Below are 26,731 nucleotides of genomic sequence, written 5' to 3' on the forward strand. Positions count from 1 at the left end.
GTGAAGACAATGATCAGAACAGGTGAGCAATATCGGGAAGGCATCCGCGACGGACGCGAGGTCTGGGTCGACGGAGAACGCGTCAAGGATGTGACCAGACATCCGGCGATGAAGCCGATCATCGACATCCGCGCCCGCATGTATGACATGCAGCATGACAACAGCCACGCCGACACCCTCACCTACAGCGATACCGCCGGTACCCATTCGATCTTCAACCGCCTGCCCAAGGAGCAGAAGGACTGGCACGACAAGTGGAAGGCGGTCGACACCGTCATCTCCGATATCAGCGGCGTCGTCACCCGCGTCGGCGACGAGACGGTCGGCGAGATGTGGTCGCTCTATGACGGCCAGGACGTACTCAACGAAATCGATTCGCAATTCTCCGAAAACATCGCCCGCCATATCCAGGGCGTGATCGAGACCGACGTCTTCCACGTCTCGGCCAATACCGACCCCAAGGGCGACCGCTCCAAGCCGCCGCAGGATCAGGATCCCGACATGATGGTCCATGTCGTCAAGGAGACCGACAAGGGCATCATCGTGCGCGGCGCCAAATATGAGACGGCGGCGGGTTATGCCGACCAGGCCTTCCTCAAGCCGACGGTCGGCGCCTGGACCAACGAGAAGCTGTCGAACTATGCGGTCGGCGGCATCGTCAAGATGGGCGCGCCCGGCGTGAAGATGATCGCTCGTTCGGGCTTCGCCGGCAAAGGCAGCAAGGAAGACTATCCGCTCGCCAACAAATATGACGAAGTCGACTTTCTGATGGTCCTCGACAATGTCCTCATCCCCTGGGAGGACATCTTCTTCTATCGCCACACCCGCGCCGCCGCCTATATCCGCGGCACGCTGCATCGTTATTCGGCCTTCCCCTACACGCTGCGTCTTCTCTACGTCGCCGACATGATGATCGGCGCGGCCTTGTGGAACGCTAAGCAGACCGGCCTCGACAAATTGCAGGCGGTGCGCGAGAAGCTTGCCGACCTCGTCTGCTACCGCGAAGGCATCAACGCCCATCTCACCGCCTCTATCGCGCTGGCGCAGAAGAGCCCGGGCGGCCTGCTGATGCCGCATCAGTCGATCCTCTATGCCGGCCGCATCCATGCCTGCGCCAATCTCCCGCAGATGATGCATATCGCGCGCGAATTGTGCGGCGGCCAGATCTGCGTCACGCCGAGCGCCGCCGCTTTCGCCAATGGCGAGTCGAAGGACTGGCTGGCGAAGTTCTACAGCCTCAACGATGCCTGGCAGGCGGAGGACCGCCGCAAGCTTCTGGCTTTCGCGCGCGACCTGTTGAACTCGGACTACGCCAATCACCGGCTGACTTTCGTCCAGTTCGCCCAGGCCCCGCATTTCAACCATCTGGCCGCGACCTACAACGCCTTCGACTTCTCAGGCCCTCTCGATTTCGTGCGCAAATCGGCCGGCCTGTCGGACCGGGTCAACGGCTCGCTCTGACGGTCCAAGGTCATGACGCCGCGGACATCGGCCGACATCCTGAAGGAGCTCGTCGGCTTCGCCTCGGTGAGCGCCAATTCGAATCTCGATATCATTGCGTATATCGAGGCGCGCTTGGCGCCGCTGGGCATCGCGTCGCGGCGTATTCCCGACAAGACAGGCCAGAAAGCCTCGCTGCTGGCGACGATCGGTCCCGCCGATCGTCCCGGCGTGGTTCTGTCGGCCCATACCGACGTGGTGCCGGCCACCGAACCCAACTGGTCGAGCCCACCCTTCACCGCATCTCTGCGCGACGGGCGCCTCTATGGCCGTGGCGCCTGCGACATGAAAGGCTTCATCGCCGCGATCCTGGCGCAGCTCCCCACCTTGCGCGAAAGCGCAACCGAAACGCCGGTCCATCTCGCCTTTTCCTATGACGAGGAAGTCGGCTGCCGTGGCGCACCCGATCTCGTCGCTGAAGTGGCGGGCCTGAAAGTGAAGCCTGCCCTCTGCATCGTCGGCGAGCCGACCTCGCTCACGGTCGCGACCGCGCATAAGGGCAAGGTCGCCTATCGCATCACGGTCACCGGCCGCACCGGCCATTCGGCCCTGCCGCATCGCGCCGCCAATGCCGTACTGGCAGGCGCCCGCGTCGCCACATTGCTCGGCGATCTCGCGGCGGAAACCGCGCGATCGGCCAAACGCAACGACGCCTTTGATCCGCCCTATACGACGATCCATGTCGGCTCGCTGCATGGCGGCTCGGCCCTCAATCTGGTGCCCGACCGCGCCGTGCTCGAATACGAGATCCGCAATATTCCTGACAACAACATTCCCGCACTCTTGAAACACATCGAGGCCGGCATCGCCGCGGAGCGCGAGACACTGCGCCGATCGGCACCCGAGGCCGACATCCTCGTCGAAGAGATCGCCGCCTATCCGCAGCTCGCGACACCTGCCCGCCACCCGGCCATCGCCGCCGTCGCCGCGCTGGCCCATACAGATGCAAAGCCAAGGACCGTCAGCTTCGGCACCGAAGCCGGTCTTTATGCCGAAGCGGGCATCCCGACCGTGATCTGCGGACCGGGCGACATGACCCGCGCCCACAAGGCCGATGAATGGATCGGTCTCGATGAGCTCACCGCCACCGACCGGATGCTGGAGCGCCTCGCGGCGAAACTGAGTCAGCCGGCTGCGACATGGATAATGACATGACCTCGATACCGAAAACCATGCGCGGCGTGATCGCCAGGGAGAAGGGCGGACCCGACATATTGTCGCTCGACACGTTTCCGGTGCCCGAGCCCAAGCCCGGCGAGGTGCTGATCAAGGTCGTCTATGCCGGCGTCTGCCGTCCCGACATCATGCAGCGCCGCGGCGTGTTTTCACCACCTCCAGGCGCTTCCGACATATTGGGCCTGGAAGTGGCAGGCACCGTCGTCGCCTGCGGCTCGGAAGTGAAGGATCTCGCCGTCGGCAACCGTGTCGCAGCCTTGCTGTCGGGGGGCGGCTACGCCCAATATGCCGTGGCCGATGCGCGCTGCTGCCTCAAGCTGCCGGGCTTCCTGGCCGAGCGCGACTGCGCCGCGCTGCCGGAAGCTTTGTTCACCATCTGGCACAATCTGTTCGAGCTGGGCCGGCTTTCCTGCGGCGAAGCAGTGCTCATCCATGGCGGCGCCAGCGGCAACGGCACCATTGCCATCCAGCTCGCCAACGCCATCGGCGCGACCGTCTTCGCCACCGCCGGCACCAAGGAGAAGGCGGCGCTGCTGCACAAGCTCGGCTGCGCCCATCCGATCGTCTACCGCAATCAGGACTTCGTCTCGGTGATCGGTGAGGCGCGCGGCGCACGCGGCGTCGATGTCGTGCTCGACATCATCGGCGGCTCCTATATGCCGCGCAATCTCGAAGCCTTGGGCCCGGGCGGGCGCCATGTCAGCGTGGCTTTCATGGAGAGCGCCAATATCACGCTCGATTTCACCGTCGTGATGCGCAAAAGCCTGACGCTCACCTCTTCGACATTGCGCCCGAAGCCGGCCGACGAAAAAGCCCGCCTCAAACGGGCGCTCGAACGCCATGTCTGGCCCTTCGTCGAGACCGGCCGCGTGCGTCCGATCATTCATGCCGAATTGCCGCTCGCCGAAGCGGCCGAAGCGCATCGCATCCTCGAGGCCTCCGAACAGGCCGGCAAGGTTGTGCTGCGCTGCTGACCACTTACGATACAGCTTTCAACACTTTCAAGGATGAGGAAACCCCATGACCCATAAGCGCATTCGTCCCTTCAACACCAAGCAGACTTATCCCGAGCAGAAGCTCGACAACGATCTCTCGCAAGGCGTCGTGGCGCGCGGCACGATGGTGTTCCTGCGCGGCCAGGTGGCGCAGGATCTCGACACGCGCGCCAGCCTGCATGTCGGCGATGCCGGCCTGCAGACGCGCAAGACGATGGAAAACATCAAGTTGCTGCTCGAGGAAGCCGGCAGCGAGCTCTCGCATATCTGCCGGATCGTCGTTTATCTGACCGACATCCGCTACCGCGAGGCCGTCTATCGCGAGATGGGCGTGTGGCTCAAAGGCGTCTTCCCCTGCTCGACCGGGCTCGTGGTGCCGGCGCTGGCGCGCCCGGAATGGGTGGTCGAGATCGAAGTGACCGCCGTCATTCCCGACAAGGCCTGAGGCCAGCCCATGACCTTCTCGATCTCCGCCCGCTGCCGGCGCACCGGCATGTTCGGCATCGCGGTCTCCTCCTCGAGCCCCTGTGTCGCGGCGCGCTGCGCCCATGCCCGTGCCGGCGTCGGCGTCGTCGCCACCCAGAACATTACCGACCCGACGCTCGGCCCCAAAGGTCTCGACCTCATGGCCTCGGGGCTCTCGGCGCCGGAAGCCTTGGCGAAGCTCAAGGCCGCCGCACCCCATCTCGACTACCGCCAGCTGGCGCTCGTCGACCGCCAGGGCGGCACCGCGTCCTTCTCCGGCGGCAAGACGCTCGGCACCCACCGCATCAAGGAAGCCCCCGATGTCGTGGCGGCCGGCAATCTGCTGAAGGATCCGCAGGTACCCGACCAGATGGTCAAGGCCTTCCTGGCCGATGAGCAGGCGCAGCTCGGCGACCGGCTCATCGCCGCCATGCAGGCGGCCCTTGCCGCCGGTGGCGAGGAAGGGCCGGTCCATTCGGTCGGCATGCTCCTGGTGCGCGACGTCGCCTGGCCGGTGGCGGATCTACGTGTCGACTGGCACGAGACCGACCCGATCGGCGAGCTGGCGCGCCTCTGGGCGCTGTGGAAGCCGCAGATGGACGCCTATGTGACCCGCGCCCTCAACCCGTCAACCGCCCCGTCCTACGGGGTTCCCGGCGACAAATAGAGGTCCCATGTGATACGCATTGAACCGGCCTTCAAAGGTGACATAAACTCGTATCTCCTGCAGGAGGAAATACGTGTTCAAGTCCGGTCGAATATGGTGACCAAGGCCGATCCGTCGCGATCGCCGTTACGATTCACATTACGGCAACTGCTTTATTTCGTCGCCGCCGGCGAGACCAAGAGCGTCAAGCTCGCCGCCGAAAGGCTCAATATCTCGCAACCCTCCATCTCGACCGCCATCGCCCAGATCGAAGCCGAGTTCGACATCCAGCTCTTCGTGCGCCATCACGCGCAGGGCCTGTCGCTCACCCCGGCCGGCGTGCGTTTCCTGCAGGCGGCCAAGACTTTGCTCGACCAGGCCGAGGAGCTCCACAATGTCGCCGACGAAGTGGCGGGCTCGGTCAGCGGCCCCTTGAACATCGGCTCCTTCCGCACTTATGCGCCCTTGATCATCTCGGAGGTCTGCAAGGGTTTCCTCGATCAGTTTCCGCGCGTGAAGCTGCATGTCTCGGAGGGCGATGAGGCCTCCCTCGTCGCCAAATTGCGCCGGGCCGAGATCAGCATCGCCGTCACTTATTCGCAGAACATCCCCGACGACATCGATTTCGAGCCGCTGGCGCAATTGCCGACCTATGCGCTGCTGCCCGCCGATCATCCGCTGGTGGCCAAGGCGCCGATTCCTTTGAGCGACCTCGTCGAGCTGCCCTTCATCCTGCTCGACTTGCCCTTGAGCCGCGAATATTTCATGTCGCTTTTCCTGCGCGAAAATCTGGCGCCCAACATCCTCACGAGGACCGAATATCCCGAAGCCATCCGCAGCTATGTGGCGAGCGGCTTCGGCTATTCGCTGGCGACGGCCCGGCCGCGCAACAAGGCGGCGCTTAATGGCAAACCGCTCGCTTATGTGCCGCTCGCCGGCAACTACCCGCCCATGGTGCTCGGCCTCGCGACACTCAAAGGCCTGCGCAAGACCAGCATCACCCAGGCCTTCGAGGCTCACTGCCGCCAGGTGATCTCGACCAACCAGATGCCCGGCATGGCGCCGCTCGACTGAATCCCAACCATCCCACGTGATCGCAAGGAGTGCTCGGATGACCCAAACTTTGAGGGCCCTGATCGTCAATGGCGCCAATACCAATCTCTATGGAGTCGACCCGAGCGGCGTCTACGGGTCCAAGACCTTGGCCGATATCGAAGCCGGCTGCCGCGCGGTCGCCAAGACAGTGGGTCTGGAGCTCGAATTCCGCCAGTCGAACTATGAAGGCCAGCTGATCGACTGGATCCATGCCGCGCGCCAGACGGAAGACGGCATCATCATCAATGCCGGCAGCCTCACTTACACATCGATCGGCCTGCTCGACGCCCTGTCGGCTTTCGCCAAGCCGGTCATCGAAGTGCATATGACCAATATCTACAAGCGTGAGCCGTTCCGGCATCATTCCTTCATCTCCAAGGCGGCGACGGGAATCATTGCCGGCCTGGGTCCCAACGGCTACGAATTCGCCGTCATGGCCATGTCGCGGCTGCTGAAGGGAGAGAAGAACTGATGAACGGCGAAGCTCTGGTATTCTACAGCCCGACCGACGATCCGAGCGCCTGGCGGGACGCGCTCAAGACCGAGCTTCCCGATCTCGACTTCCGCGTGAGTTCCGAGTCCGGCAACAACGCGGAAGTCCGCTATGCGCTTGTCTGGAAGCCGCCGGCGGGGTTCTTCGCCCCCTATCCGAATATCAAGCTGGTGACCAATCTCGGCGCCGGTGTCGACGAGATCGTCGGCCGCAACGACCTGCCCGACGTGCCCATCTGCCGCCTGTCCGATCAGGGCATGGTGCAGCTGATGACGAGTTACGTGCTCTTCGCTGTACTGCGTTACGCCCGCGACATGCAGGAGTTCGAGCGCTCCACAAAACGCGGCAAATGGGAGTTCATCCATCCGCGCCCGCTCGCCGAGATCAAGGTCGGCGTCCTGGGCCTGGGCGATCTCGGCGCGGCGGCGGCCATTGCTTTGGCCAATCTCGGCTTCGCCGTCTCGGGCTGGAGCCGCACCCAGAAGCGGCTGGCCAATGTGAACTGCGTGTCGGGAGCGGACGCGCTGGACGGTTTCCTCGCCGCCAACCAGATCCTGGTGAGCCTGCTGCCGCTGACCGAGGAGACGCGCGGCATTCTCGACAAAAGGCGCCTCGCCTTGCTGCCGAAGGGAGCGAAGTTCATCAACGTGTCCCGCGGTCAGATCGCCGATGAGGCCGCTCTCATCGAAGCCTTGCGCAGCCGCCACATCGCCGAGGCGACGCTCGACGTCTTCCACAAGGAGCCGCTGCCGGAAGGCCACCCGCTCTGGGCGCTCGACAATGTCCTGATCACCCCGCATCTCGCCAGCAACACCACGCCCCGCATCGCGGCGCGTGATGTCGCCGAAAGCATAAGGCGCATCCGCCGCGGCGAGGAACCGCTGCACCGCGTCGACCCGAAGCGGGGATATTGAGCTTAAACGCCGAACAATCCTCGGCACTCCGCCGCAAAAGCTTCAGCCCCGGCGCCAAGCGTTGCGCCGGCACGCCGCGCCAGCACCACCTGGCTCGACCGCGTCGCATCCGATAGGGGCCGCGTCACCAGCGCATTGCCGTCATAGGACATGGTGGCCGCAGGCTTGGTCGACAGCAGGCTGTAGCCGAAGCCCCCGGCAACGAGGCCGCGCGCCATCTCGAACGACGCGGTGCGGAAGCGAATATTAGGCGTAAGGCTCCGCTCGCTGAACAGCGACAGGAAATACTCCCCGCTCGGTGGCGGCTCGAGCAGGATCAAGGGCTCACTCGCCAGCGCCGCCAGCGACAGCGAGCTCTCCTTCGCCAAGGGATGGTTCTCGGCCAGGAGCACATAAGGCTGCAGCTCGGTGAGCAATTCGGCCTCGATCTGGTCGCCGAGATTGAAGTCATACATCAGCGCCAGATCGACATCGCCGGCCTTGATCGCCTCGAGCACCCGGCGATGGTCGCCTTCGACCAGCTTGAGATCGATTTGCTGGCCCTTGGCGGCGAGCCGTCTCAGCACTTGCGGCACCACATGCGGACCAAAAGTGTGGAAGGCGCCGAGCCTGACCGATTCGACACTCTGCGCCTCCTGGGCGCGTCCATTGTCGATACGCGACGGCGTGCCATAGGCGCGGTTGGCATAGATCAGGGGCGAGCCGCGGTCGAGCGCGAAGATTTCCTCGACGCTGCCGATGATCACATGATGCGTGCCGATCTTCTGCGCCGACAGGATCCGGCAGTCGAAGGCGGCCAGCGCGTCGACGACGCGCGGCGCACCCGTCGCGAGCGTTGTCCAGCTGGTGCAGGAGAATTTGTTGCCGTCCGCCGTCTTGTAACGCCCGGCGAAACAGTCGGAGATGAAGGACTGGTCGTCGCGCAGCACGTTCACGCAGAAGATGCCGTTGTCGATGATCGCCTGCGCCGCCGGGCTCATGTGATGCACGCAGACGAGCAGCGTCGGGCGCGACGTGTCGGCCGAGACTGACGCCATTGCCGAGACCGTCACGCCATGGCGGCCGGCGGCACCCTCGGTGGTGACGACATTGACCGTGCAGGCGGCAAGACCCATGCCATTGAGGAAGCGCTGGCGGAGCGCCGGATCGGGCATCGTGTCTGGGACTTCAGCCATGGAATCTCTCCTCCTCAAGCCGGCAGGATGACGGCCTCATCGAGCGGCACCGACAATGCGATTTCCGAACCGAGCGGAGCCTGATCGATGGCCGCGGCACCTTTGGTGCGCAGCTCGACTAGGCCGATGCCCGGCACATTGACGCGGGTCTGGGTATGGGTGCCCTGATAGATATGCGCGGCGACATTGCCCTTCACGATATTGGCGCCGTTGTGCCGCGGCCCGGCGATCTCGATATGCTCGGGCCGGATGAAGATATGGACCATCTGGCCGTCTTTGAGCTCCTGGCGCGCCGGCTGCCGGCCATTCAGGCTGATCTCCGGGCAGACCTCGAAGCGGAAGTCCTGTCCGCTCTTCTGGCAACGCGCCTTGGGCAGCGCATTGATCTCGCCGATGAAGGACGCGACGAAGCCATTGGCGGGCTGGGTATAGAGCTCGATCGGCGCTGAGACCTGCTGCACCTCGCCCCGACTCATGACCACGACGCGATCCGACAGGCTGAGCGCCTCGCCCTGGTCATGGGTCACGAAGATGGTGGTGAGGCCGGTCTTCTGATGCAGTTCTTTCAGCTCCACCTGCATCTGCAGGCGCAGATTCTTGTCGAGCGCCGAAAGCGGCTCGTCGAGCAGCAGCACTTTCGGCCGGATGACGATGGCGCGCGCCAAGGCGATGCGCTGCTGCTGACCACCGGAAAGCTGGCGCACCCGCCGGCCCTCCATGCCGGAGAGCTTCATCATGTCGAGGGCGCGCTCGACCTCCGCCTTGATCTCCCTGGCCGGCAATTTGCGCATGCGCAGGCCGAAGGCGATGTTGTCGAAGACATTCATATGCGGGAAAAGCGCATAGCTTTGGAACACCATGCCGGTTTCGCGCATATAGGGCGGCACGTCGGATATATCCTTGCCGTCGATTTGGATGGCGCCCGATGTCTGCGTCTCGAAGCCCGCCACCATGTTGAGCAGCGTGGTCTTGCCGCAGCCCGATGGGCCGAGCAGTGTCATGAACTCGCCCTTGCGGATGTTGAGCGACACTTTGTGGACGGCGGTGACATTGGCGAAGGTCTTGGTTACCTCGACGATATCGACCGAATGGCCGCTGTTGCTGATATTCATGCTGTTCGGACCACCTGTCATCAGTGTGAATCTATCGCGAGGATCTTGCGCAGGCCGAGGAAGTGATTGGCCAACATCAGGATGAGCATCGTGGCGATGATCAGCAGCGCCGAGACCGCGGCGACCGTCGGATCGGTATATTCGCGGATATAGTTGTACATGGCGACCGGCAGCGTCTGGGTACGGCTCGCCGTGACATAGAGCGAGGCCGAGAATTCGGTGAGCGACAGGATCGCCGCCACCAGCCAGCCGCCCGCCATGCCCGGTATGATCAACGGCACGGTGATGCGGCTCAGCACCATGAAGGGCGAGGCACCGAGATTGGCCGCCGAACGCTCGAAATTGGGATCGATATTGAGCAGGCTCACATAGACGGCGCGGGCGACGAAGGGCAGCACCAGCACGACATGCGTCATGATGATGATGGTAAGCGTCTGATTGAGGTTCAGATGTGCGCCGAGCAGCAGAAAGCCGAAGCCGGTGGTGAAATGCGGAATGATCAGCGGCGACGACAGGATGCCCTCGAGCAGGTTCTTGCCCGGGAAGACATACCGCACGACCAGGAAGGCGAAGGAGGTGCCGATGACGAGCGCCAGGGTCGAGGAGATCAAAGCGACGATGAGGCCGGTGCGGAAGGCGATGCGGAAATCGGGATAGGTGAGCGCCTTTTCGTACCAGCGCAGTGAGAAGCCATTGGGCGGGAAGGACAGGATCTCGCCCGGATTGAACGACGTCATCACCACGACGATCGCCGGGATCGTCATGTAGAACAGGATGCAGCTGACGATCACCCAGAACAGCGTTTGTCTCCACATGTTTAAGGGCCTCGTCAATGGATCGCCGTTTGCCGCTCGAGGCGGTTGGCGATGAGTTTCATGAGCGCCAGGCTGGCGAAGGCGCTGATCAGCGCGATCACGCTGAGCGTGGCGGCGAAGGGGAAGTTGAGGGCCGAGAAGCCCTGCAGATAGATGGCATTGGAGATCATCAGCACCTTGCCGCCGCCGATGAGCTGCGGCGTGGCGAAGGCGCTCATCGTCCACGCGAAGATCACAATGAAGCCCGAAATGATGCCCGGCATGGTGAGCGGAATGACGACCCGCGTGATGACGGTCCAAGGGCGTGCGCCCAGATTGGCGGCGGCTTTTTCATAATCGGTGTTGATATGGCTGATGGCGGTGGCGAGGATGATGATCATCACCGGCATGGCGAACTGGACAAGCGCTATGACCACGCCCGCGCGGGTATACATGAAGGTGACCGGCTCGGAGATGATGCCGATATCCAGGAGCATCGTGTTGAGGAAGCCATTGGTGCCGAGCACTAGCATCCAGGCATAGGTGCGCACGATCTCGCCGGTGAAGAGAGGTGTGATCGACAGCAGGATGAGCAGCGTGCGGACCCACTCGACCTTGGTGCGCACCAGCGCGAAGGCGATCGGATAGGACAGGATCAGCGTGAAGAAGGCGGTGGCGAGGCTGAGGACGAAGGTGTTGACGACCGCCTTGAAATAGACCGGCCGGTAGATGCGGGCGAAATTGTCGAGCGTGAAGCCGCCGACATCGAGCGAGCCCGGGATGAATTCACGGAAGCTGTATTGCAGGATCTCGGCCAGCGCCGCGAGGAAGATCACCGCGACGAGAATGGCGGGGACCAGGAAGGGGATGAGGAACGGGCGCTTGGACATGGCAAAAATGAAAGGGCTGGCCCGCTTTGGACGGGCCAGCCGATGTCCGCTTATTGCATCATGTTCTCGGTGAACCAAGCTTTCCAGGTCGGAAGCAGCTTGGCCTGCACTTCGTCAGGCGTGATGATCGCCTGGGTCGACCACTGCTCGGGCGTGGTGAAGATGCCGGGCAGCTTGGCAAGTTCCGGCGAGACCTTCGCGTCTTTGTTCATCGGCGAGCATTTGTGGAAGTCGCAGATTTCCTGCTGAACGACCGGATCGAGCGCCACATTGATGAACTCATGCGCCGCGTCGAGCTTTTTGGTGCCCTTGTTGATGCCGAGCGCGCCGATGCCGACGACCGCGCCCTCCTTCGGAATCTCGATGGTGATCGGCACGCCGTTCTGGATCAGATGATAGGCGTTGATCGACAGCATGATCTGCACCGGCGTCTCGCCCGTCTTGAGCAGATCCTGGCTGGTCGCGTCCGACTGGTAGAAGGCCTTGATATTGGGCTTGAGCTTCTCGAGCAGCGGAACGCCTTTCTCCCAAGTCGCGGCGTCGCCGCCGGCGAGGATCGACGAGGCGACGATGATGTGACTCGGATCGAAATCGGGCATCGACAGCTTGCCGGCGACGGCATCCGACCACAGGTCGTTCCACGAAGTGATGCGGAAGTCCTTGGGCATCAGATCGGTGCGGAACACCGGGCTGTAGACATATGAATAGACGCCGACCTCATAGTCGCCGCGATCCGCCGCCGGATAGAGATTGGCGAAATTGGTGAGTTTGCTCTTGTCGAGTTTCTCGAACAGGCCGTCGGACTGATAGAGATAGCCGACATGGCTGGTCGTATAGACCACATCCGATTCGGGATTGTCCTTGGCAACTTTCGCCTTGGCGAGACGATCGAGGGTGCCGCCGGTGATGAACTCGACTTCCATGCCGGTGCGCTTGGTGAACTCCTTGGCGATGATGGCGGCGCCGTCCTTCCAGTTGCCGCCCCAGACACTGACGATGAGCTTTTCCTGCGCCGAAGCGGCGGTGCTGGCGAGAGCGATGGCGAGCGCGCCAAGGGCTACCATAAGCTTCTTCATCTAGTCATTTCTCCCTGTTTTCATTGAATTATTCGTATTTTGACCTAGCGTAGCGACAATGCGCTGGCAGGACAGGGACAATCTTACGGACAGGACTAAATCAGAAAATTATTATTTTCTGTGCGCTTGCTTCCAATGTTCCTAAGTAGAGGCAAGTGGCGCCCAAAAATGAAGCGCCAGGACGTCGCCGTCCTGGCGCGGGCAAGACGCTGAGTGATGCGCGTTATTGCATCATGTTCTCGGTGAACCAGGCCTTCCAGGTCGGCAGCAGTTTGGCGCGGATCTCATCAGGCGTGATGATCGCCTGCGTCGACCATTGCTCCGGCGTGGTGAAGATGCCGGGCAGCTTGGCGAGCTCGGCATCGATCTTCGCGTCCTTATGCATCGGCGAGCATTTGTGGAAGTTGCACAACTGGCGCTGGATCTCCGGATCGAGCGCGACATTGATGAATTCCTGCGCCTTGTCGAGTTTCTTGGTGCCGGCATTGATGCCGAGCACATCGATGCCGACGACGGCACCTTCCTTCGGGATCGCGATGGTGACCGGCACGCCGTTCTGGATCAGGTGATAGGCGTTGATCGACAACATCACCTGCACCGGTGTCTCGCCGGTCTTGAGCAGGTCCTGGCTGGTCGCATCCGATTGATAGAAGGCTTTCACGCCGGGCTTCAGCTTCTCCAACAATGGAATGCCGACTTCCCAATTCGCCGCCGTGCCGCCGGACAGCACCGCAGACGCGATGATGATGTGGCTCGGGTCGAAATCGGGCAGCGACAGCTTGCCCGCGACCTCCGGCGACCACAGATCGTTCCACGAGGTGAGCTTGAAGTCCTTGGGCATCAGATCGGCGCGATAGACCGGGCTGTAGACGTAAGAATAGACGCCGACTTCATAATCGCCGCGATCGGCGGCCGAGACCAGGCCGGCATAATTGGCGATCTTGGCTTTGTCGAGCTTCTCGAACAGACCGTCGGCCTGATAGAGGAAGCCGACCTGGCTGGTGGTGAAGACCACGTCCGATTCCGGACTGTCCTTGGCGACCTTGGCCTTGGCGAGCCGGTCAAGCGTGCCGCCGGTGATGAACTCGACCTCCATGCCGGTGCGCTTGGTGAATTCCTTGGCGATGATGCCGGCGCCTTCCTTCCAGTTGCCGCCCCAGATACTGACGACCAGCTTCTCCTGCGCCGATGCCGCCGTGCTCGCGAGCGCAAGGACCATCGCGCCGAGCACACCCCAGATCCTTTTCATCAGGCTTTCCTCCGTGTTGGTGACGGCACAAGTCTGTCCCTAACGGCAGGCGGAGAAAGTTATTATTTTCCGTTCATCTGGTTTCGATGTTCCGAAGCAGCCGGCAAAGTCAGCGGCGCCAGTTCCTCGAGCTTGCGCCGGCGCGGGTCGTTCGCCCTGATCCGCGCCAGCGCGAAACGCTGCGCCTCGGCGAGCGCCCGGGCGGCCGCATCATAATCGAGATGAACCGGACGCCCCTGCTCGACCACGCGATCACCATCGACATAGACGGCCTCGATGGCGCGCTCCGCCGCGCAATGCAGGAGGTTGCGCAACGGATCATAGACCGGCTGCATGGCTGGATGTTCGAGGTCGACGATGACGAAATCGGCTTTCGCCTTGGCGGCGATGCGGCCAATATCGTCGCGTCCCAGCGCCTTGGCGCCGGCGAGCGTCGCCATGTCGAGCACGTCGCCCGTCGCGACATCGGCGAAACTCTTGCCCGCGATGCGCCCGCAGATCAGCGCCTGCCGCATCTCCTCGATCATATTATAGGGATAGCTGTCGGTGCCGAGCGCCACATTGACGCCCTGACGGCGATAGGCGCCGATCGATTCCAGCACCATGCCGCTGCGCGCGAAAGTGACCGGGCAATGGGCGACATTGGCGCGATAGTCGGCCAGCAGCTCGACGTCGCGCCGGGTGCGCTGGCGCGTCCAGCTGTGGCTGTCGATGAAGATGCAATGGCCGATGATGAGATTGTCGGCGAGCAGATCGAGCTCTTCGAGATACTGCACGGCGGTGAGCCCGGTGCGGCGCAGAAGCTCCTCATGCTCGGTCATGGTCTGTGCCGCATGGACGGTCATCGGCACACCACGCGCGCGTGCCGCCTGCATGGCGTCCTGCAGCAACTCGGCCGAGCAGGTCTCGATCTGCGACGGCGAGACGACACCGCCGAGCCGGCCCGACGGATGGGCGCGTGCTTCATCGACGACGGCGAGTGCGCGGGCGAAGGCTTCACGGCCCCGCGCTTTGTCCCAGTGGAAATCAAGACGAAGGCTCGTTTCCACATGCCACTGCGCCTCGCGAAAACCCGGCGCCACATAGGCGCGCGCCCCGCTCTTGGCCAAGGTCGGCAACCACGTCTCATGCGGCCCGGCAATGTCGACCAGCGTCGTGACGCCGCTGCGCAGAAGATCGCCCAGCATCACCGTCAGCGACGCCTCGACCGCCTCCGGGCTTATCTCGACCAGATTCGAATATTCATAAAGCGCGTTGCCCCACAGCGCCGGCGTGCCCATGTCGTCGAAGATGCCCTTGGCGACCGGCTCCTCGCCCGAATGGCAATGCACATTGACGAAGCCCGGCATGACCATCTTGCCGCGCCCGGAGATCTCGGCGCCGAAACCGCCCTCATAGCGCCCGCCCACCTGGATGAAGCCGCTCCGGTCGAAGGCGACATCACCGTCGGACAGATAGACATGGGCCTTTCGCGCGGCATCAAAAGCGACGATGCGCTCGGCATTGCGGATGACGGTGATTTGGCTAGTCATGCGTGGTCCTGTAATAGCGCTCGAGGAAGCGGCTATAGGCGCCCATCAGGGCGCTGAAGGTGAAATAGACGAAGGCGGCGAACAGATACCCTTCCAGCACCGCAATGCCCTGCCAGTCCGGATCGCGCAAGGCCGAGCGCACCGTATCGAGGAAATCGAGAAGGCCGATGATCGTCACCAGCGTCGTGTCCTGGAAGAAGCCGATGAACAGCGAGACGAGCGGCGGAATGACCTTCTTCAAGGCCTGTGGCAGCACGATCTTGCGCATGATGAGCCAGTAATGCAGCCCCAGCGCATTGCCGGCCTCGATCTGCCCCTTCGGCACCGCCTGCAGGCCGCCGCGCACGATCTCGGCGATATAGGCGGCGGCAAAGAGGATGATCGCCACCTGGGCGCGCAGCAATTTGTCGATCGTCACCCCTTCCGGCATGAACAGCGGCAGCATCACCGTCGCCAGGAACAGCAGGCTGATCAAGGGCACGCCGCGCACGATTTCAATGAAGCTGATGGCGAGCACGCGGATGGCGGGCAGGTCCGACTGACGCGCCAGAGCGAGGGCGATGCCGAGCGGCATTGCCGCGGCGAGGCCGATGAAGGACAGCATGAAGGACAGCGGCAGGCCGCCCCATTTCGAGCTTGGCACGGCGCTGAGGCCCAGCACACCGCCAGCCATCAGAATATAGAGCGCCGGAATCAGCACGATGAGCCAGACAAGAAGCAGCCCTCGGCTCCACAAGCGCGGCACCATCGAGACGAGCGCGGCGCCGAGGAACAAGAGCAAGGCGGCGAGGGGACGCCACTGCTCCTCATAAGGATAGAAGCCGAAGATCATGTAGCGCAGCTTCGCACCGAGGAATGGCCAGCAGGCCCCGCTCCCCACTTTGCAATCAGCCGGCGTACCCGTGAATACGGCGTCGATCAACAGCCAGCCGATGGCGATCTTGGCCAGAAGGACGAGCGCCAGCACGCAGAACATGGTGATGAGCGCATTGCCCGGTGTTCCGAACAGATTCTTGATCCAGGGCCGCGCCCGCCGTGGCGGGCCAAGAGGGACGGACAGCTGAAGCTCGGCCATCTCAGCGCTCCTTCAGCGCGACGCGCCCATTGTACCAGTTCATGAAGAGCGAGATCGCAACCGAGAGTCCCAGATAGACTGCCATGAAGATGGCGATGGTCTCGATCGCCTGGCCGGTCTGGTTCATCACGGTGTTGGAGACCATCACCAGGTCGGGATAACCGATGGCGATGGCGAGCGAGCTGTTCTTGAACACGGTGAGATAGATATTGGTGAGCGGCGGCACCATCAGCCGCAAAGCCTGCGGCAGGATGACGAGTCGCATCACGCGGCTGCGTTGCAGTCCGAGCGCCGCGGCCGCTTCCCATTGGCCCTTGTTGATCGCCTGGATGCCGGCGCGGACGATCTCGGCGACGCTCGCCGAGACGCTGAGCGAAAGCCCCACCAGAAGCGCGACGAATTCCGGCCTGATATGCAGACCACCGGTGATGCGGAAGCGTCCAGCTTCGGGGATCTCCCAGGTGATGGCGACGCCGCCCATAATCACCAATGCGAGCGCCGGCCCGACAAGGGCCAGGAGCGCGGCCAGGCCGCCATGGTTCGGCTGTCCGGTTTCGATGCGCCGGCGCAAAGCGGTGCGGCGGATGAAGAAGGCGGCGATGATGCCGAGAATAACGGCCCAACGCAGGAATACGGCGCCCTTCTCGAAGGTGAAGGACGGCAGCACTAGGCCGCTATTGGAGAGATAGACATGCGGCGCCAGCTCCAGCGCCTCCTTCACCGGCGGCAGCGCCACCAGGAGGATGGCGTACCAGAGAAAGAGATAAAGCAGCAACGGCACGTTGCGCAGCGCTTCCACATAAGCGAGCATCAGGCGCTGCAGCAGCGGGTTGCGCGACATGCGCCCGATGCCGACGAGAAGCCCGATGATCGTGCCGAGGATCGCCGCCAGCAGCGAGACCTTGACCGTATTGGCGATGCCGACCAGGAGCGCGTGGCCGATCGTATCGGTCTCCTGATAGGGAATGGTCGTTTCGCTGATGATGAAGCCAGCCTGGCGATCGAGATAGCCGAAGCCGGTGGCGATATTCTGCTTGGCGAGATTGTCGCTGACGGTCACGAACATCAGCCAGCCGGCGATGAGGACGATCCCCACCGCGCAGAACTGGTAGAAATAAGCGCGAAACCGCTTGTCGTAGAACAGGGTCATGCAGCAAGGGGCTCGCGCCGCTTACGAGCGCGGCGCGAGCCTTGTCTCAGCGGATCGGCGGCGCGTAGAGAAGCCCGCCCGCATTCCATTGCGTATTGGGCCCGCGCGTCATGCCGAGGCGGGTGCCCTGGCCCATATTGCGCTCGAACACTTCGCCGTAATTGCCGACGGACTTGATGATGTTGTAGCCCCACTTCTTGTCGAGGCCGAGCATCGGGCCGAGCTCGTCGGTGACGCCCAGCATGCGTTGGACCTCCGGATCCTCGCTCTTGAGCTTCTCATCGACATTGGCCTGGGTGATGCCCTTCTCTTCGGCGGCCATCAGCATCCACACCGACCATGAGACGATGTCGCGCCAGGCGGAATCATTCTGCCGCACCGCCGGCGCCAGCGGCTCCTTCGAGATGGTCTCCGGCAGAAGGATGTAATCGTCGGGATTATTGGCGACGGCGCGGATCGAGGCCAGATCGGAACGGTCGGACGAAATCGCCTGGCAGCGCCCGCCGAAGAAGGCGGCGCGGTTCTCGTCCGGGCTTTCGAACACGACGAGCTCGAACTTGGCGCCGAGGGTGCGGAAGAAGTCGCTCAGATTTTGCGCCGTGGTGGTGCCGGGCAGCGTGCAGATCGCCGCGTCCTTCAGTTCCTTGGCGCTGGCGACGCCGAGGCTCTTCGCCACCATGAGGCCCTGGCCGTCATAAAAGACGGTCGGCCCGAAATCGAGGCCGAGCGAGGCCTCACGCGTATAAGTGAGCGTCGTCTGGCGCGACAGGACGTCGACCTCGCCCGACTGCACCGCCTGGAACCGTGTATTGATATTGGTCGGGACGAAATCGACCTTGTCGCCATCACCGAAGACGGCGGCGGCGATCGAGCGGCAGATATCGGCGTCGAAGCCGGTCATGCGGCCTTTGTCATCAGGAGCGGCGAAGCCCGGCGTCGCCAGCGACACGCCGCAGATCAGCTTGCCGCGGCCTTTGACCGTATCCAGCGTCGCGGCACCGGCCGACATCGCCATCGCACCCAGGGTGGCCACGGCCGCCAGGGCGAGAACAGACTTATTCATGCATTCCCTCCATCGCTTTGTTTTTGTTGCCCGGTCCCGATTTTTGTCGCCTGAGGCGATCAACCCAAGACTTGCATACAATGATTGTGTACAATAATGTACACGCCATGACAACACCATTGCGCCAGAGATCGAATTCGACCAGACCGGCATTGCGAGGTGATGCAAAGTGATGACCAGCGACGTGCCGCCCAAGCGAAGCCGCGCGGAAAATGTCTATCAGGCGCTGCGCGATGCCATTCTCGAGCAGAATCTGAAGCCCGGCACCAAGCTGTCCGAAGACGTCATCGCCGGCGAGTTCAAGGTCAGCCGCACCAGCGTGCGTGCCGCTTTGCAGCAGCTGCGCGGCGACGGCCTGGTCGATCACCAGGCCAATCGCGGCGCCTTCGTCGCCGAGCCGAGCGCCGAGAACGCGCGCGACATCTTCTCGCTCCGCCGCATGCTCGAAAGCGAGGTCATCCGCCGCCTCGCCGGCAATCTCAAGCCCGACGACGTGAAGCGCCTGCGCAAGCATGTCGAGCAGGAGGAGCGCGCCCGGCCGGTGAACGGCCCGCTCTCGATCAGGCTGGCGGGTGAATTCCACATCCTGCTCGCCGAGCTGACCGGCTCCCAGGTTCTCACCCGCTTCGTGAGCGAAACCGTGTCGCGGAGCTCGCTGATCCTCGCCCGCTTCGCCCGCCTGCATTCCTCCGAATGCGCCGTCGACGAGCATGTCCGCATCATTGCGGCCCTTCAGGCCGGGGATGCAAGCACTGCCGAGGCGCTGATGCTGCATCATCTCGAATCCGTCGCGGTCAGGGCCGATCTGCGCGCGCCCAATTCCGACGGCGACACCGCCGCCATTCTCAAACGTTACGCCCGCGCGCTGCCGACGTGACCGCCGGCACATCACAAGACTCGGCGCCGGCCGGGCGCAGCCTTGCCTTCGTGACGCTCATCATCGTCGTCGGCCTCAATCTGCGTCCTTTCCTCACCGCCATCGGTCCGTTGGCGCCGCAGATTTCGGAGGCGACCGGCATGAGCATGACGGCGCTGTCGGTCATGACCTTCCTGCCGATGTTCCTGATGGGCGTGATGGGATTCACCGCCCCCCGCTTGCAGGCGGCATTCGGCGGACGCGGTGTCGTCATCGCCGGCATGCTGCTGCTCGGCATCGGCCTCGCTTTGCGCGGCGTCGCCCATGGGCAAGTCCTGCTCCTGGCATCGGCGTTCATCTGCGGCCTCGGCGTGGCCGCCGTTCAGGCGGTCTTTCCGGGAATTCTCAAGGCCGGCTTTCCGCACCGGGTCTCCGCCATGACCGGCCTTTATTCGGCGGCCCTGATGGGCGGCGGCGCGCTCGGCGCCTATCTCTCACCGCGCATTGCCACGGCAATAGCGAGCTGGGAGCTGGCGCTGGCGATCTTCGCGCCGCTGGCGCTGATGGGCGCTTTCCTCGCCGCCGTGATGATCAAGCGGCCGGATCCGCGCAAGCGCTCCGAATTAGGCCCGATGCCGGCCTATTGGCGCACGCCCCGCGCAATCCTGCTGATGTTCTGCTTCGGGCTGGTCAACAGCGGCTATTCGCTGACCGTCGCGTGGTTGGCCCCCTTCTTTCAGAGCCTTGGTCATTCCGCGGCGACAGGCGGCACCATCGTCGCGGTCATGGCGCTCGCCCAGACGGCGACAGCGCTCGGCCTGCCGATTCTCAGCCGCCGGTCGCGCGACAAACGGCCGTGGTTCTGGCTGGCGCTTACTTTGCAGCTTCTGGGATTCGGCGCGCTCATTTTCGTGCCCGGGCTCAACCCCTATCTCATCGCCGCTTTGCTGGGCGCGGGCCTCGGCGGCTGCTTCGCCCTTGCTCTGGTGATCAGCCTCGACCATCTCGCCGATCCCTGGCGCGCCGGCGCGCTGAGTGCCGCCATGCAGGGCGGCGGCTTCATCATCGCGGCCTTGGTCCCGCTCCTGATTTCCGCCCTGCATGGCTTCGTGCCGGATTTCGCGCTCATCTGGGCGCTGCAATCGGCGTTGATCCTCATCGTCGCCGTGCTCACCCTCAGGCTCGATCCTGACCGCTACGCGCAGGCTCTTGCCTCGCATGGCTGATCAGAATTTCAGCACCGCCTCGACCTCGTCATCATACATCTCGCCGGTCGTCACGAAGCCGAGACGCTTGTAGAAGCCTTCGGCATTGCCTGTCTCCTGCCCGTAGCTGGTCTGGAGCTCGGTGAAACCTTGCGCCTTGAGATCGCGCACGATGAGGGCGATCGCCTTCTCGCCGTAACCTTTGCGCTGAAACGGACCGCCGACCATCAGGCGCCATAGAAAGGCGCCCGGACAGTCGATACCGTCATCATGATCGGCGCCGATATGGAGCATGACGAAGCCGACCAGCGTCTCATCCGCATAGATAGCGCGCATCCAGGCATTCTCGGAGAAATGCGCCTGCGCGATCGAGGCGCCGTTGTCGGCCACCAGATTGCGGTGCTCGGGCGACAGCGTGTTGCTCAAGGCGCATACATCCCACACCGTCGCGGCGGAGATGCGACGCAGCGTGACTTCCGCATCGGCGGATATTTGTTCGGTCATGATCGTCCTTGAGTTGCCGGAAGCGTCAGCGCACGAGAAGCCCTTGGCCCGTCGGCAAAGTGACGATCACCCTGTCGACGGAGCGGGCGAAGTCGTTCCACATGTCGTGCTGATCTGCGAAAGCAGCGAAGCCGTAGTCGTCGAGCAGAATGATCGCGCCGGGCGTGACCTGCGGCCACAGCCGCTCGATGACCGCCTTCTCCCCAACCACGTTGTTCAGATCGATCGACAGATAAGCGATCCGTTTGCCATCGACGGCGCTCAGCGTGTCAGGCAGCACACCCTTGACCAGCTCGATATTCGGATAGGGCGCAAAATTGCGCTTGGCGATGTCGAAGACGTCGAAATATTTGCGATCATTGATGGTGCGGCCCGTGTCCTCCGCCGGCTTCAGCGCATAGTCCGGCAGGCCGGCGAAAGTGTCGAACAGATAGAATTTCTTCGGCTGCTGGGCGAAGTTCAGGAACTCGGCGATCGCCACCGAGAACAGGCCGGTGTGAACGCCGCATTCGACGAAGTCACCCTCGAGAGCGAGACCGCGGCTCGCGGCCCAGCAGGCGACATGCGCGCGCCACGCGACCTCGGGAACGCCACGCTTGCTCTTGACCCAGCCCTCCTTGTTCAGCTCGCGCGATTTCGCCCAGGCAGCAGCGAATTTCGGTTCATGCATGAAACTGAGATTTTTGCCCCACACGCCGACGCCATCGGCGGCATAATCGAGCACGCCCCGCCGCAAACGGGCGAGGAGATATTTCCGCAGCTTCGTTATCGCACCCACTTGGTCCCCGCTTCGGTTGCGTAATCAACACGTGCTTATAGTCGATGACAATGCAAAGACAACGACGTCCGGTCTGCGGGTCAGCTTCGGACTTCCGCGGCGGCAGACGCGTTGCGGGAACAGAGGATCAGCAGCGGGCCCCGATGTGCTCCGGCCAAAGAAAAACCCCAGTAACTCATTGAAGTTACTGGGGTTCTTTTGGTTGCGGGAATAGGATTTGAACCTATGACCTTCAGGTTATGAGCCTGACGAGCTACCGGGCTGCTCCATCCCGCGTCAAAACTGCTTGGGCGATCCAAGGGGATGTGCCAACGCGGCGTGTATGTAGCAACCGAATGCCGGCTTGTGAACCCCCATCTTCAAGAAATTTCTGGGGAAATCATTGATTGTGACAAGGAACCCGGACAGGGTGCGGGCCGGGCAGTCGAGGGATTAAGAAAAGTGCCGAAGATCTCGGTGGATCATCCGGCAGGTGAGGCTTTGCGCCGCTTGATGCGCAAGACCATGCGAGGCCTCGCCCAGGACCTGGAACAGGCCCGATCCGGCAAAACCGTACATCCGGCCAGACGCCGCCTCAAGCTTGCCCGCAGCCTGTTACGGCTCATGAAGCCGGCTTTGGGCAAAGAATCCTTTCAGAGGGAGAATCAGACGCTGCGCGATGCCGCCCATGCCCTGGCGGTGCTCCGCCATACCGAGGCCATGGGCGAGGCCATCGCCAAGCTCAGGGCGGCCACCGCCGACGCCGAGGCGGAGGAGTCGGTCTTCGCGGCCCTGGCGGCAGCGGCGCGCGAGCTGCGCGCCGACGTGGTGAGCCCCGAAGAGACCGGCCGCCATATCGAAACCGCCCTCGCCCTCATCGAGGAGCTGCGCCCGCGCATCGCTGAGTGGACCTTGCCCAAGCGCGATATGAGCCTTTTCGTGAAAGGCCTGCGGATTTGCTATGCCAAGGCGAGGAGCCTGCTGCGCGACGGGTTGGAGCGGAAAGAGATGCCGCTCCTCCACGAGGCGCGCAAATCGGTCATCCACCACCTCCACCATGTCGACCTCCTGAAGCCCCTGTGGCCCAAGCTGTTCAAGGTCTGGACGGCGGAGCTCCAGGAGCTGCGCGAGGATCTGGGCGATTTGCATGATCTCGACGAGCTCACCGCCGAATTCGCCCGGCCGGAAAGCCCCTTCGCCGCCCTCGCCCAGAAGGACCAGGCGCTCGCTTTGATCGACCGGCGGCGCCAGGCCATCCTCGCCCGCATCGCCAGTGAGACCGGCCATCTCTTCGCCGAGCAGCCGAAGAACTTTGCCGACCGGATCGATGCGTTGTGGCGACATTCAGCCAGCTGATCAGGCCGCGGCCCCGGTCATGCAAAATTCTCATCCCTGAGCTGGTCAGCCCTGCGCCGGGCCCGCTTGCCGGATCACGCGGTGGGAACTAACGTCCCGGCGCAAATGCTCCCCGAAGCCCGCTATCTGACCTCGCCCCGCGCCGCCATGACGGCCGTCTTCATCGGCTATGGCGTATCCTCCGGCATGTGGGCCGGTACGATCCCGGTGGTGATGCGCAATTCCAGCGTCGACAGCCTGATGCTGGGCCTCGGCATCACCTTCTATGGCATCGCCTATGTGATCGTGATGTCCTCAGGCGGCACCCTCGCCCGCTTCGCCAGCAACCGCGCTCTGATCCTCACCGGCATGCCGCTCGTCGCTCTGACCGGCGCCCTGCTGCTCATCGCCACAAGCCCGCTCTGGTTCCTCATCGCTTTGGTGCTGTTCGGCGCCGCCCAGGGCCTGCTCGACCTCTTCATGAATGCCGAGGCGAGTTATGTGGAGGCCGACTTGAAGCGGCCGATCTTCACCCGCTTCCACGCCTCGGCCTCGGGCTCCATGGCGGTCTTCGCCCTGATCGGCAGCCTCGTCTCGGCCGATGCCAACACCGCCTGGGCGGCGATCATCCTCTGCCTCGGCATCGCCGCCGCGATGGTCTTCGCGGCGCGCCGCCTGAAGCCGCGTTACTCCGCCATGGCGCGCGCCATGCCCGGCGCGCCCGCGCCGCTTCTCACGCCGCTGATCATCCTCGGTCTTGCCGCCGGCCTCGTCATCGCCGGCGAGACCGCGGCGATCATGTGGTCGGCCAAGCTGCTCGACGAGCAGGCGCCCGATCTTGCCGCCATCGCCGGCCTCGGCACCGCTTTCTTCGGCCTGTGCAACTCCACCATCCGCGCCGGCGGCGACGGCATTCGCGCCCGCTTCGGCGACATCCCGCTGATTCTGGGCTCTTTGCTGCTCGCCACCACCGGCTTCGTGCTCATCGGCCTGTCGGACAATTTCCTCCTGAGCGCCGTCGCCTTCGCGGTGACCGGCTTCGGCACCGCCTGCGTCATCCCGGCGATCTTCGCCATCACCGCCAAACACATGCAGGAGAATCCCGCCCGCGCGCTTGGCATCGTCTCGCTGATCGCCGGCCTGCCGCGCGTCCTCGCGCCGTGGTTCTTCGGCTGGGTGGCGACCACACATTCGACGAGCTTCGCCTTCGGCCTGTGCGCCGTCGCCATGGCGGTGGCGCTGGGTTTCATTCTGCTGCTTCAAATGGTGCAGAAGCGCGCCACCGCGCCCTTGCCCACCAAGGCTCTATAAAATCAGGCGACGCCGGCGGCGGCTTGCGGGAACATCATGCCCACCGGCATCGGCCGGCCGAGGAAGTAACCTTGCGCCTCGTCGCAGCCTTCCTGCCTCAGGAAATCGAGATGCGCCTTGGTTTCGATGCCTTCCGCCAGCACCGGAATTTCGAGGCTGCGCCCGAGCGCCAGCACCGCGCGGATGATCGAGGCCGCTTTCCGGTGCTTGCCGAGCTTGTCGAGGAAAGAGCGGTCGATCTTGATCTTGTCGAAGGGAAAGGACTGCAAGGTCGACAGCGACGAATAGCCGGTGCCGAAATCATCCATCGCGATCGAGACGCCGAGGCCCTTCAGACGGCGCAGTATGTGAAGCGCCGTATCGGGGTCGGAGATCAGCAGCGATTCCGTCACCTCGAGCTCGAGCCGCTTCGGCGACAGGCCGGTTTCGACGAGGATGGCATGCACGGTTTCGGGCAGCGCGCCATGGCTGAATTGCACCGGCGAAAGATTGACGGCAATTCTGTAAGGCTCGGCCCAGGACGCCGCCGTGGCACAGGCCTGGCGCAGCACCCATTCGCCGATCTGGACGATGAGGCCGGTCTCCTCCGCAATCGGGATGAACTCGGCCGGCGGAATGAGCCCGCGTGTCGGATGATGCCAGCGGATGAGCGCCTCGTAGCCGATCGTCAGATTGTCGGTAAGGCGTGACTGCGGCTGGTAATAGAGCTCGAATTCGCCTTGCGCCAGAGCCAGCCTGAGATCGCGCGCCAGACTGCGCCGCTCGCGCATCTGGAGATCCATGCCGGGCTCGAAGAAGCAGGCACGGCCGGCCGCCGTATCCTTGGCGCGATACATCGCAAGATCCGCATTGGCCATCAGCTCAGGCGCGTCGGCGGCATCGGCGGGGAAGAGCGCAATGCCGACGCTGGCGCCGATATGAATTTCATTGCCCTCGAACATCATCGGCGCGCGCAGGGCGGTTTGAATGCGGTCGGCAAAATCCATCACCTGCTCGGGTCTGCCCGCATCGGGCAGGATGGCGAAGAACTCGTCGCCACCGAAGCGCGCCGCGAATTCCGCGCCCTTGAGCGACGCCGTGAAACGCCGGGCGATCTCGGCCAGCACCAGATCACCCGCCGCGTGGCCGAACATGTCATTGGCCTCCTTGAAGCGGTCGAGATCGAAGCTCAGCAGCGCGAAGCTCTTGTCGCGCTCTTTCGCCTCGCGGATTTCGCTGGCCAGGCGATCGAGGAAGGAGCTGCGATTGGGAAGTCCGGTCAGCGAATCGAAATGGGCGAGATAGTGGATACGGCCCTCGGCCATTTTCTTTTCGGTCAGGTCGCGTACCGAATAGACGCGGCTGCCGGCCACGGAGTCGGCGGGTTTTGACAGGAGCTCGACCGGAATCAGCCGGCCGTCGGCGCCGCGCAGCATCCCTTCGCTCTTCACCGCGTCGAGCACCGGCACGTCGTCTTCCAGCGTGAGGATCGTGTCGAACAGACCGCGATTGACGACCTGGTCACGCCGGTAGCCGGTGAGTTCCTCGAAGCTGGTATTGACGTCGATGATGCGGCCGTCCTTGACGATGACCAAGCCTTCGATTGCCGCATTGGCGAGACGTCGCAGCCGCGCCTGGCCTTCACCGCGCGCACTCTTGTCGGCGAAATAGGCGGCGATGCCAATAGTGAGCACCAAAGCGGAAGCAGCGGCGATGAAGAACACCATCACATGCTTCGGCACTGCCCCGAGGGGTACATCGATCAAGGGGTCGGGTAGAATGGTGACCGCCGCCATGCCGGTGAAATGCAGACTGCAGATGGCGAGCACGAAAGCGAGACCGGCGCCGTAGCGGCCGCGCCAGCCGTCGGGACGCCGCGCGAAGTGGATGGCGAGCATGCCGAGAAGGACGCTGGCGACGACCGAGGCGACGACATAGCCCTTGTCCCATTCGACCTGCCCCGCGACGCGGAAGCCCGCCATGCCGGTATAATGCATGGCGCTGATGCCGAGCCCGGCCAAGGCGCCACCGAGCCGCGGATGGAAGCTCGTGGACGACCATGCGGCGATGGCGAAAGCGGTCGTGAGTGCTCCGACCGCGATGACCAGCGACAAGGTGGTGAGGAAGGGATCATAGCCGGTCGGCAAGGTCGGCGCGAAGGCCAGCATGGCGAGAAAGTGAGTGGCCCACGTGGCCGTACCGGCGGCGGTTCCCGCCAGGAGCAGCCATTGCCGCCGCAACGCACCGTCGGAAGCCCGCGCCCGCATGAAAAGCCTGAGCGCCACGAAACTGCCAAGCGTGCAGATCGCCGCCGCTATCGCAACGAGCCGCAGATCATGGTCCACGGTCAGGCACGTCAGTACTTTCAGCATAGAGCCGCCCCT

25 protein-coding genes and 1 tRNA gene are annotated in these 26,731 nt (G+C 63.4%); 12 read left to right on the forward strand and 14 right to left on the reverse strand.

Annotated features, from left to right (window positions below):
• The first annotated feature begins 9 nt into the window (after positions 1-9).
• Genes JHL16_RS16995 through JHL16_RS17030 form a run of 8 tightly spaced genes read left to right on the forward strand, consistent with a single transcriptional unit; the run spans position 10 to position 7,284 of the window.
• A complete protein-coding gene (locus tag JHL16_RS16995) occupies positions 10-1,461 on the forward strand; it encodes a 4-hydroxyphenylacetate 3-hydroxylase family protein (protein WP_200186062.1) in 1,452 nt (483 codons plus the stop codon).
• Positions 1,462-1,473: 12 nt separating this feature from the next.
• Entirely contained in the window at positions 1,474-2,655 is a 1,182-nt protein-coding gene (argE, locus tag JHL16_RS17000) for an acetylornithine deacetylase (RefSeq protein WP_200186063.1), read from the forward strand.
• A complete protein-coding gene (locus tag JHL16_RS17005) occupies positions 2,652-3,650 on the forward strand; it encodes an NAD(P)H-quinone oxidoreductase (protein ID WP_200186064.1) in 999 nt (332 codons plus the stop codon). Before argE ends, JHL16_RS17005 begins: the two co-directional genes overlap by 4 nt.
• Before the next feature lie 46 nt (positions 3,651-3,696).
• Positions 3,697-4,116 (forward strand): RidA family protein, encoded by a 420-nt coding sequence (locus tag JHL16_RS17010; protein ID WP_137856103.1) that lies wholly within the window; start codon positions 3,697-3,699, stop codon positions 4,114-4,116.
• Positions 4,117-4,125: 9 nt separating this feature from the next.
• On the forward strand, positions 4,126-4,803 hold the full coding sequence (locus JHL16_RS17015; protein WP_200186065.1) for a DUF1028 domain-containing protein: 678 nt from the start codon (positions 4,126-4,128) through the stop codon (positions 4,801-4,803).
• A 9-nt stretch (positions 4,804-4,812) separates the two neighbouring features.
• Positions 4,813-5,856, forward strand: a complete 1,044-nt coding sequence (locus JHL16_RS17020) for a LysR substrate-binding domain-containing protein (protein ID WP_348647228.1) — start codon at positions 4,813-4,815, stop codon at positions 5,854-5,856.
• 37 nt (positions 5,857-5,893) lie between these two features.
• Positions 5,894-6,349, forward strand: coding sequence for a type II 3-dehydroquinate dehydratase (locus JHL16_RS17025; protein WP_200186066.1), 456 nt, complete (start codon positions 5,894-5,896; stop codon positions 6,347-6,349).
• Complete coding sequence (locus JHL16_RS17030) at positions 6,349-7,284, forward strand: 2-hydroxyacid dehydrogenase (protein WP_200186067.1); 936 nt, start codon at positions 6,349-6,351, stop codon at positions 7,282-7,284. The genes JHL16_RS17025 and JHL16_RS17030 overlap by 1 nt, the downstream gene beginning before the upstream one ends.
• A gap of 2 nt (positions 7,285-7,286) precedes the next feature.
• Here the strand turns inward: JHL16_RS17030 and JHL16_RS17035 are convergent, their stop codons facing one another.
• From JHL16_RS17035 to JHL16_RS17080, 10 genes are all read right to left on the reverse strand, one after another.
• On the reverse strand, positions 7,287-8,459 hold the full coding sequence (locus JHL16_RS17035) for a LysR substrate-binding domain-containing protein (protein ID WP_200186068.1): 1,173 nt from the start codon (positions 8,457-8,459) through the stop codon (positions 7,287-7,289).
• A gap of 14 nt (positions 8,460-8,473) precedes the next feature.
• Positions 8,474-9,571: an ABC transporter ATP-binding protein gene (locus JHL16_RS17040; RefSeq protein WP_200186069.1), complete on the reverse strand. Its 1,098-nt coding sequence runs from the start codon at positions 9,569-9,571 to the stop codon at positions 8,474-8,476.
• 20 nt (positions 9,572-9,591) lie between these two features.
• Positions 9,592-10,386, reverse strand: a complete 795-nt coding sequence (locus tag JHL16_RS17045; protein WP_200186070.1) for an ABC transporter permease — start codon at positions 10,384-10,386, stop codon at positions 9,592-9,594.
• A 14-nt stretch (positions 10,387-10,400) separates the two neighbouring features.
• Positions 10,401-11,255: an ABC transporter permease gene (locus JHL16_RS17050; RefSeq protein WP_200186071.1), complete on the reverse strand. Its 855-nt coding sequence runs from the start codon at positions 11,253-11,255 to the stop codon at positions 10,401-10,403.
• A gap of 50 nt (positions 11,256-11,305) precedes the next feature.
• Positions 11,306-12,331: an ABC transporter substrate-binding protein gene (locus tag JHL16_RS17055; RefSeq protein ID WP_200186072.1), complete on the reverse strand. Its 1,026-nt coding sequence runs from the start codon at positions 12,329-12,331 to the stop codon at positions 11,306-11,308.
• Positions 12,332-12,554: 223 nt separating this feature from the next.
• Positions 12,555-13,580: an ABC transporter substrate-binding protein gene (locus tag JHL16_RS17060; protein WP_200186073.1), complete on the reverse strand. Its 1,026-nt coding sequence runs from the start codon at positions 13,578-13,580 to the stop codon at positions 12,555-12,557.
• A gap of 62 nt (positions 13,581-13,642) precedes the next feature.
• Positions 13,643-15,112 (reverse strand): amidohydrolase family protein, encoded by a 1,470-nt coding sequence (locus JHL16_RS17065; protein ID WP_200186074.1) that lies wholly within the window; start codon positions 15,110-15,112, stop codon positions 13,643-13,645.
• The gene (locus JHL16_RS17070; RefSeq protein ID WP_200186075.1) at positions 15,105-16,187 is read right to left on the reverse strand and encodes an amino acid ABC transporter permease; all 1,083 of its coding nucleotides are present in this window, start codon (positions 16,185-16,187) and stop codon (positions 15,105-15,107) included. Before JHL16_RS17070 ends, JHL16_RS17065 begins: the two co-directional genes overlap by 8 nt.
• Position 16,188: 1 nt before the next feature.
• Complete coding sequence (locus tag JHL16_RS17075; RefSeq protein ID WP_200186076.1) at positions 16,189-17,337, reverse strand: amino acid ABC transporter permease; 1,149 nt, start codon at positions 17,335-17,337, stop codon at positions 16,189-16,191.
• 46 nt (positions 17,338-17,383) lie between these two features.
• Entirely contained in the window at positions 17,384-18,400 is a 1,017-nt protein-coding gene (locus JHL16_RS17080; protein WP_200186077.1) for an amino acid ABC transporter substrate-binding protein, read from the reverse strand.
• A gap of 172 nt (positions 18,401-18,572) precedes the next feature.
• On the opposite strand from JHL16_RS17080, the gene JHL16_RS17085 reads away from it, so the two are divergent.
• Together JHL16_RS17085 and JHL16_RS17090 are read left to right on the forward strand one after the other, a co-directional pair.
• A complete protein-coding gene (locus JHL16_RS17085) occupies positions 18,573-19,277 on the forward strand; it encodes a GntR family transcriptional regulator (protein WP_200186078.1) in 705 nt (234 codons plus the stop codon).
• A complete protein-coding gene (locus tag JHL16_RS17090) occupies positions 19,274-20,482 on the forward strand; it encodes an MFS transporter (protein ID WP_200186079.1) in 1,209 nt (402 codons plus the stop codon). The genes JHL16_RS17085 and JHL16_RS17090 overlap by 4 nt, the downstream gene beginning before the upstream one ends.
• On the opposite strand, the gene JHL16_RS17095 is transcribed toward JHL16_RS17090, so the two are convergent.
• From JHL16_RS17095 to JHL16_RS17105, 3 genes are all read right to left on the reverse strand, one after another.
• Positions 20,483-20,965, reverse strand: coding sequence for a GNAT family N-acetyltransferase (locus tag JHL16_RS17095; RefSeq protein ID WP_137856088.1), 483 nt, complete (start codon positions 20,963-20,965; stop codon positions 20,483-20,485).
• A 25-nt stretch (positions 20,966-20,990) separates the two neighbouring features.
• Positions 20,991-21,743: a TylF/MycF/NovP-related O-methyltransferase gene (locus JHL16_RS17100; protein WP_200186080.1), complete on the reverse strand. Its 753-nt coding sequence runs from the start codon at positions 21,741-21,743 to the stop codon at positions 20,991-20,993.
• 199 nt (positions 21,744-21,942) lie between these two features.
• A tRNA-Met gene (locus JHL16_RS17105) sits at positions 21,943-22,019 on the reverse strand.
• A 165-nt stretch (positions 22,020-22,184) separates the two neighbouring features.
• On the opposite strand from JHL16_RS17105, the gene JHL16_RS17110 reads away from it, so the two are divergent.
• Both JHL16_RS17110 and JHL16_RS17115 read left to right on the forward strand, forming a co-directional pair.
• Positions 22,185-23,078 (forward strand): CHAD domain-containing protein, encoded by an 894-nt coding sequence (locus tag JHL16_RS17110; RefSeq protein WP_200186081.1) that lies wholly within the window; start codon positions 22,185-22,187, stop codon positions 23,076-23,078.
• 81 nt (positions 23,079-23,159) lie between these two features.
• Complete coding sequence (locus JHL16_RS17115; protein ID WP_200186082.1) at positions 23,160-24,368, forward strand: MFS transporter; 1,209 nt, start codon at positions 23,160-23,162, stop codon at positions 24,366-24,368.
• 2 nt (positions 24,369-24,370) lie between these two features.
• Here JHL16_RS17115 and JHL16_RS17120 read toward each other — a convergent pair whose 3' ends face one another.
• Positions 24,371-26,719, reverse strand: a complete 2,349-nt coding sequence (locus tag JHL16_RS17120) for a bifunctional diguanylate cyclase/phosphodiesterase (protein ID WP_200186083.1) — start codon at positions 26,717-26,719, stop codon at positions 24,371-24,373.
• Positions 26,720-26,731: the final 12 nt, after the last annotated feature.

It is taken from the genome of Taklimakanibacter albus, assembly GCF_016595235.1.
GTDB classification, from domain to species: Bacteria; Pseudomonadota; Alphaproteobacteria; order Rhizobiales; family Aestuariivirgaceae; genus Taklimakanibacter; species Taklimakanibacter albus.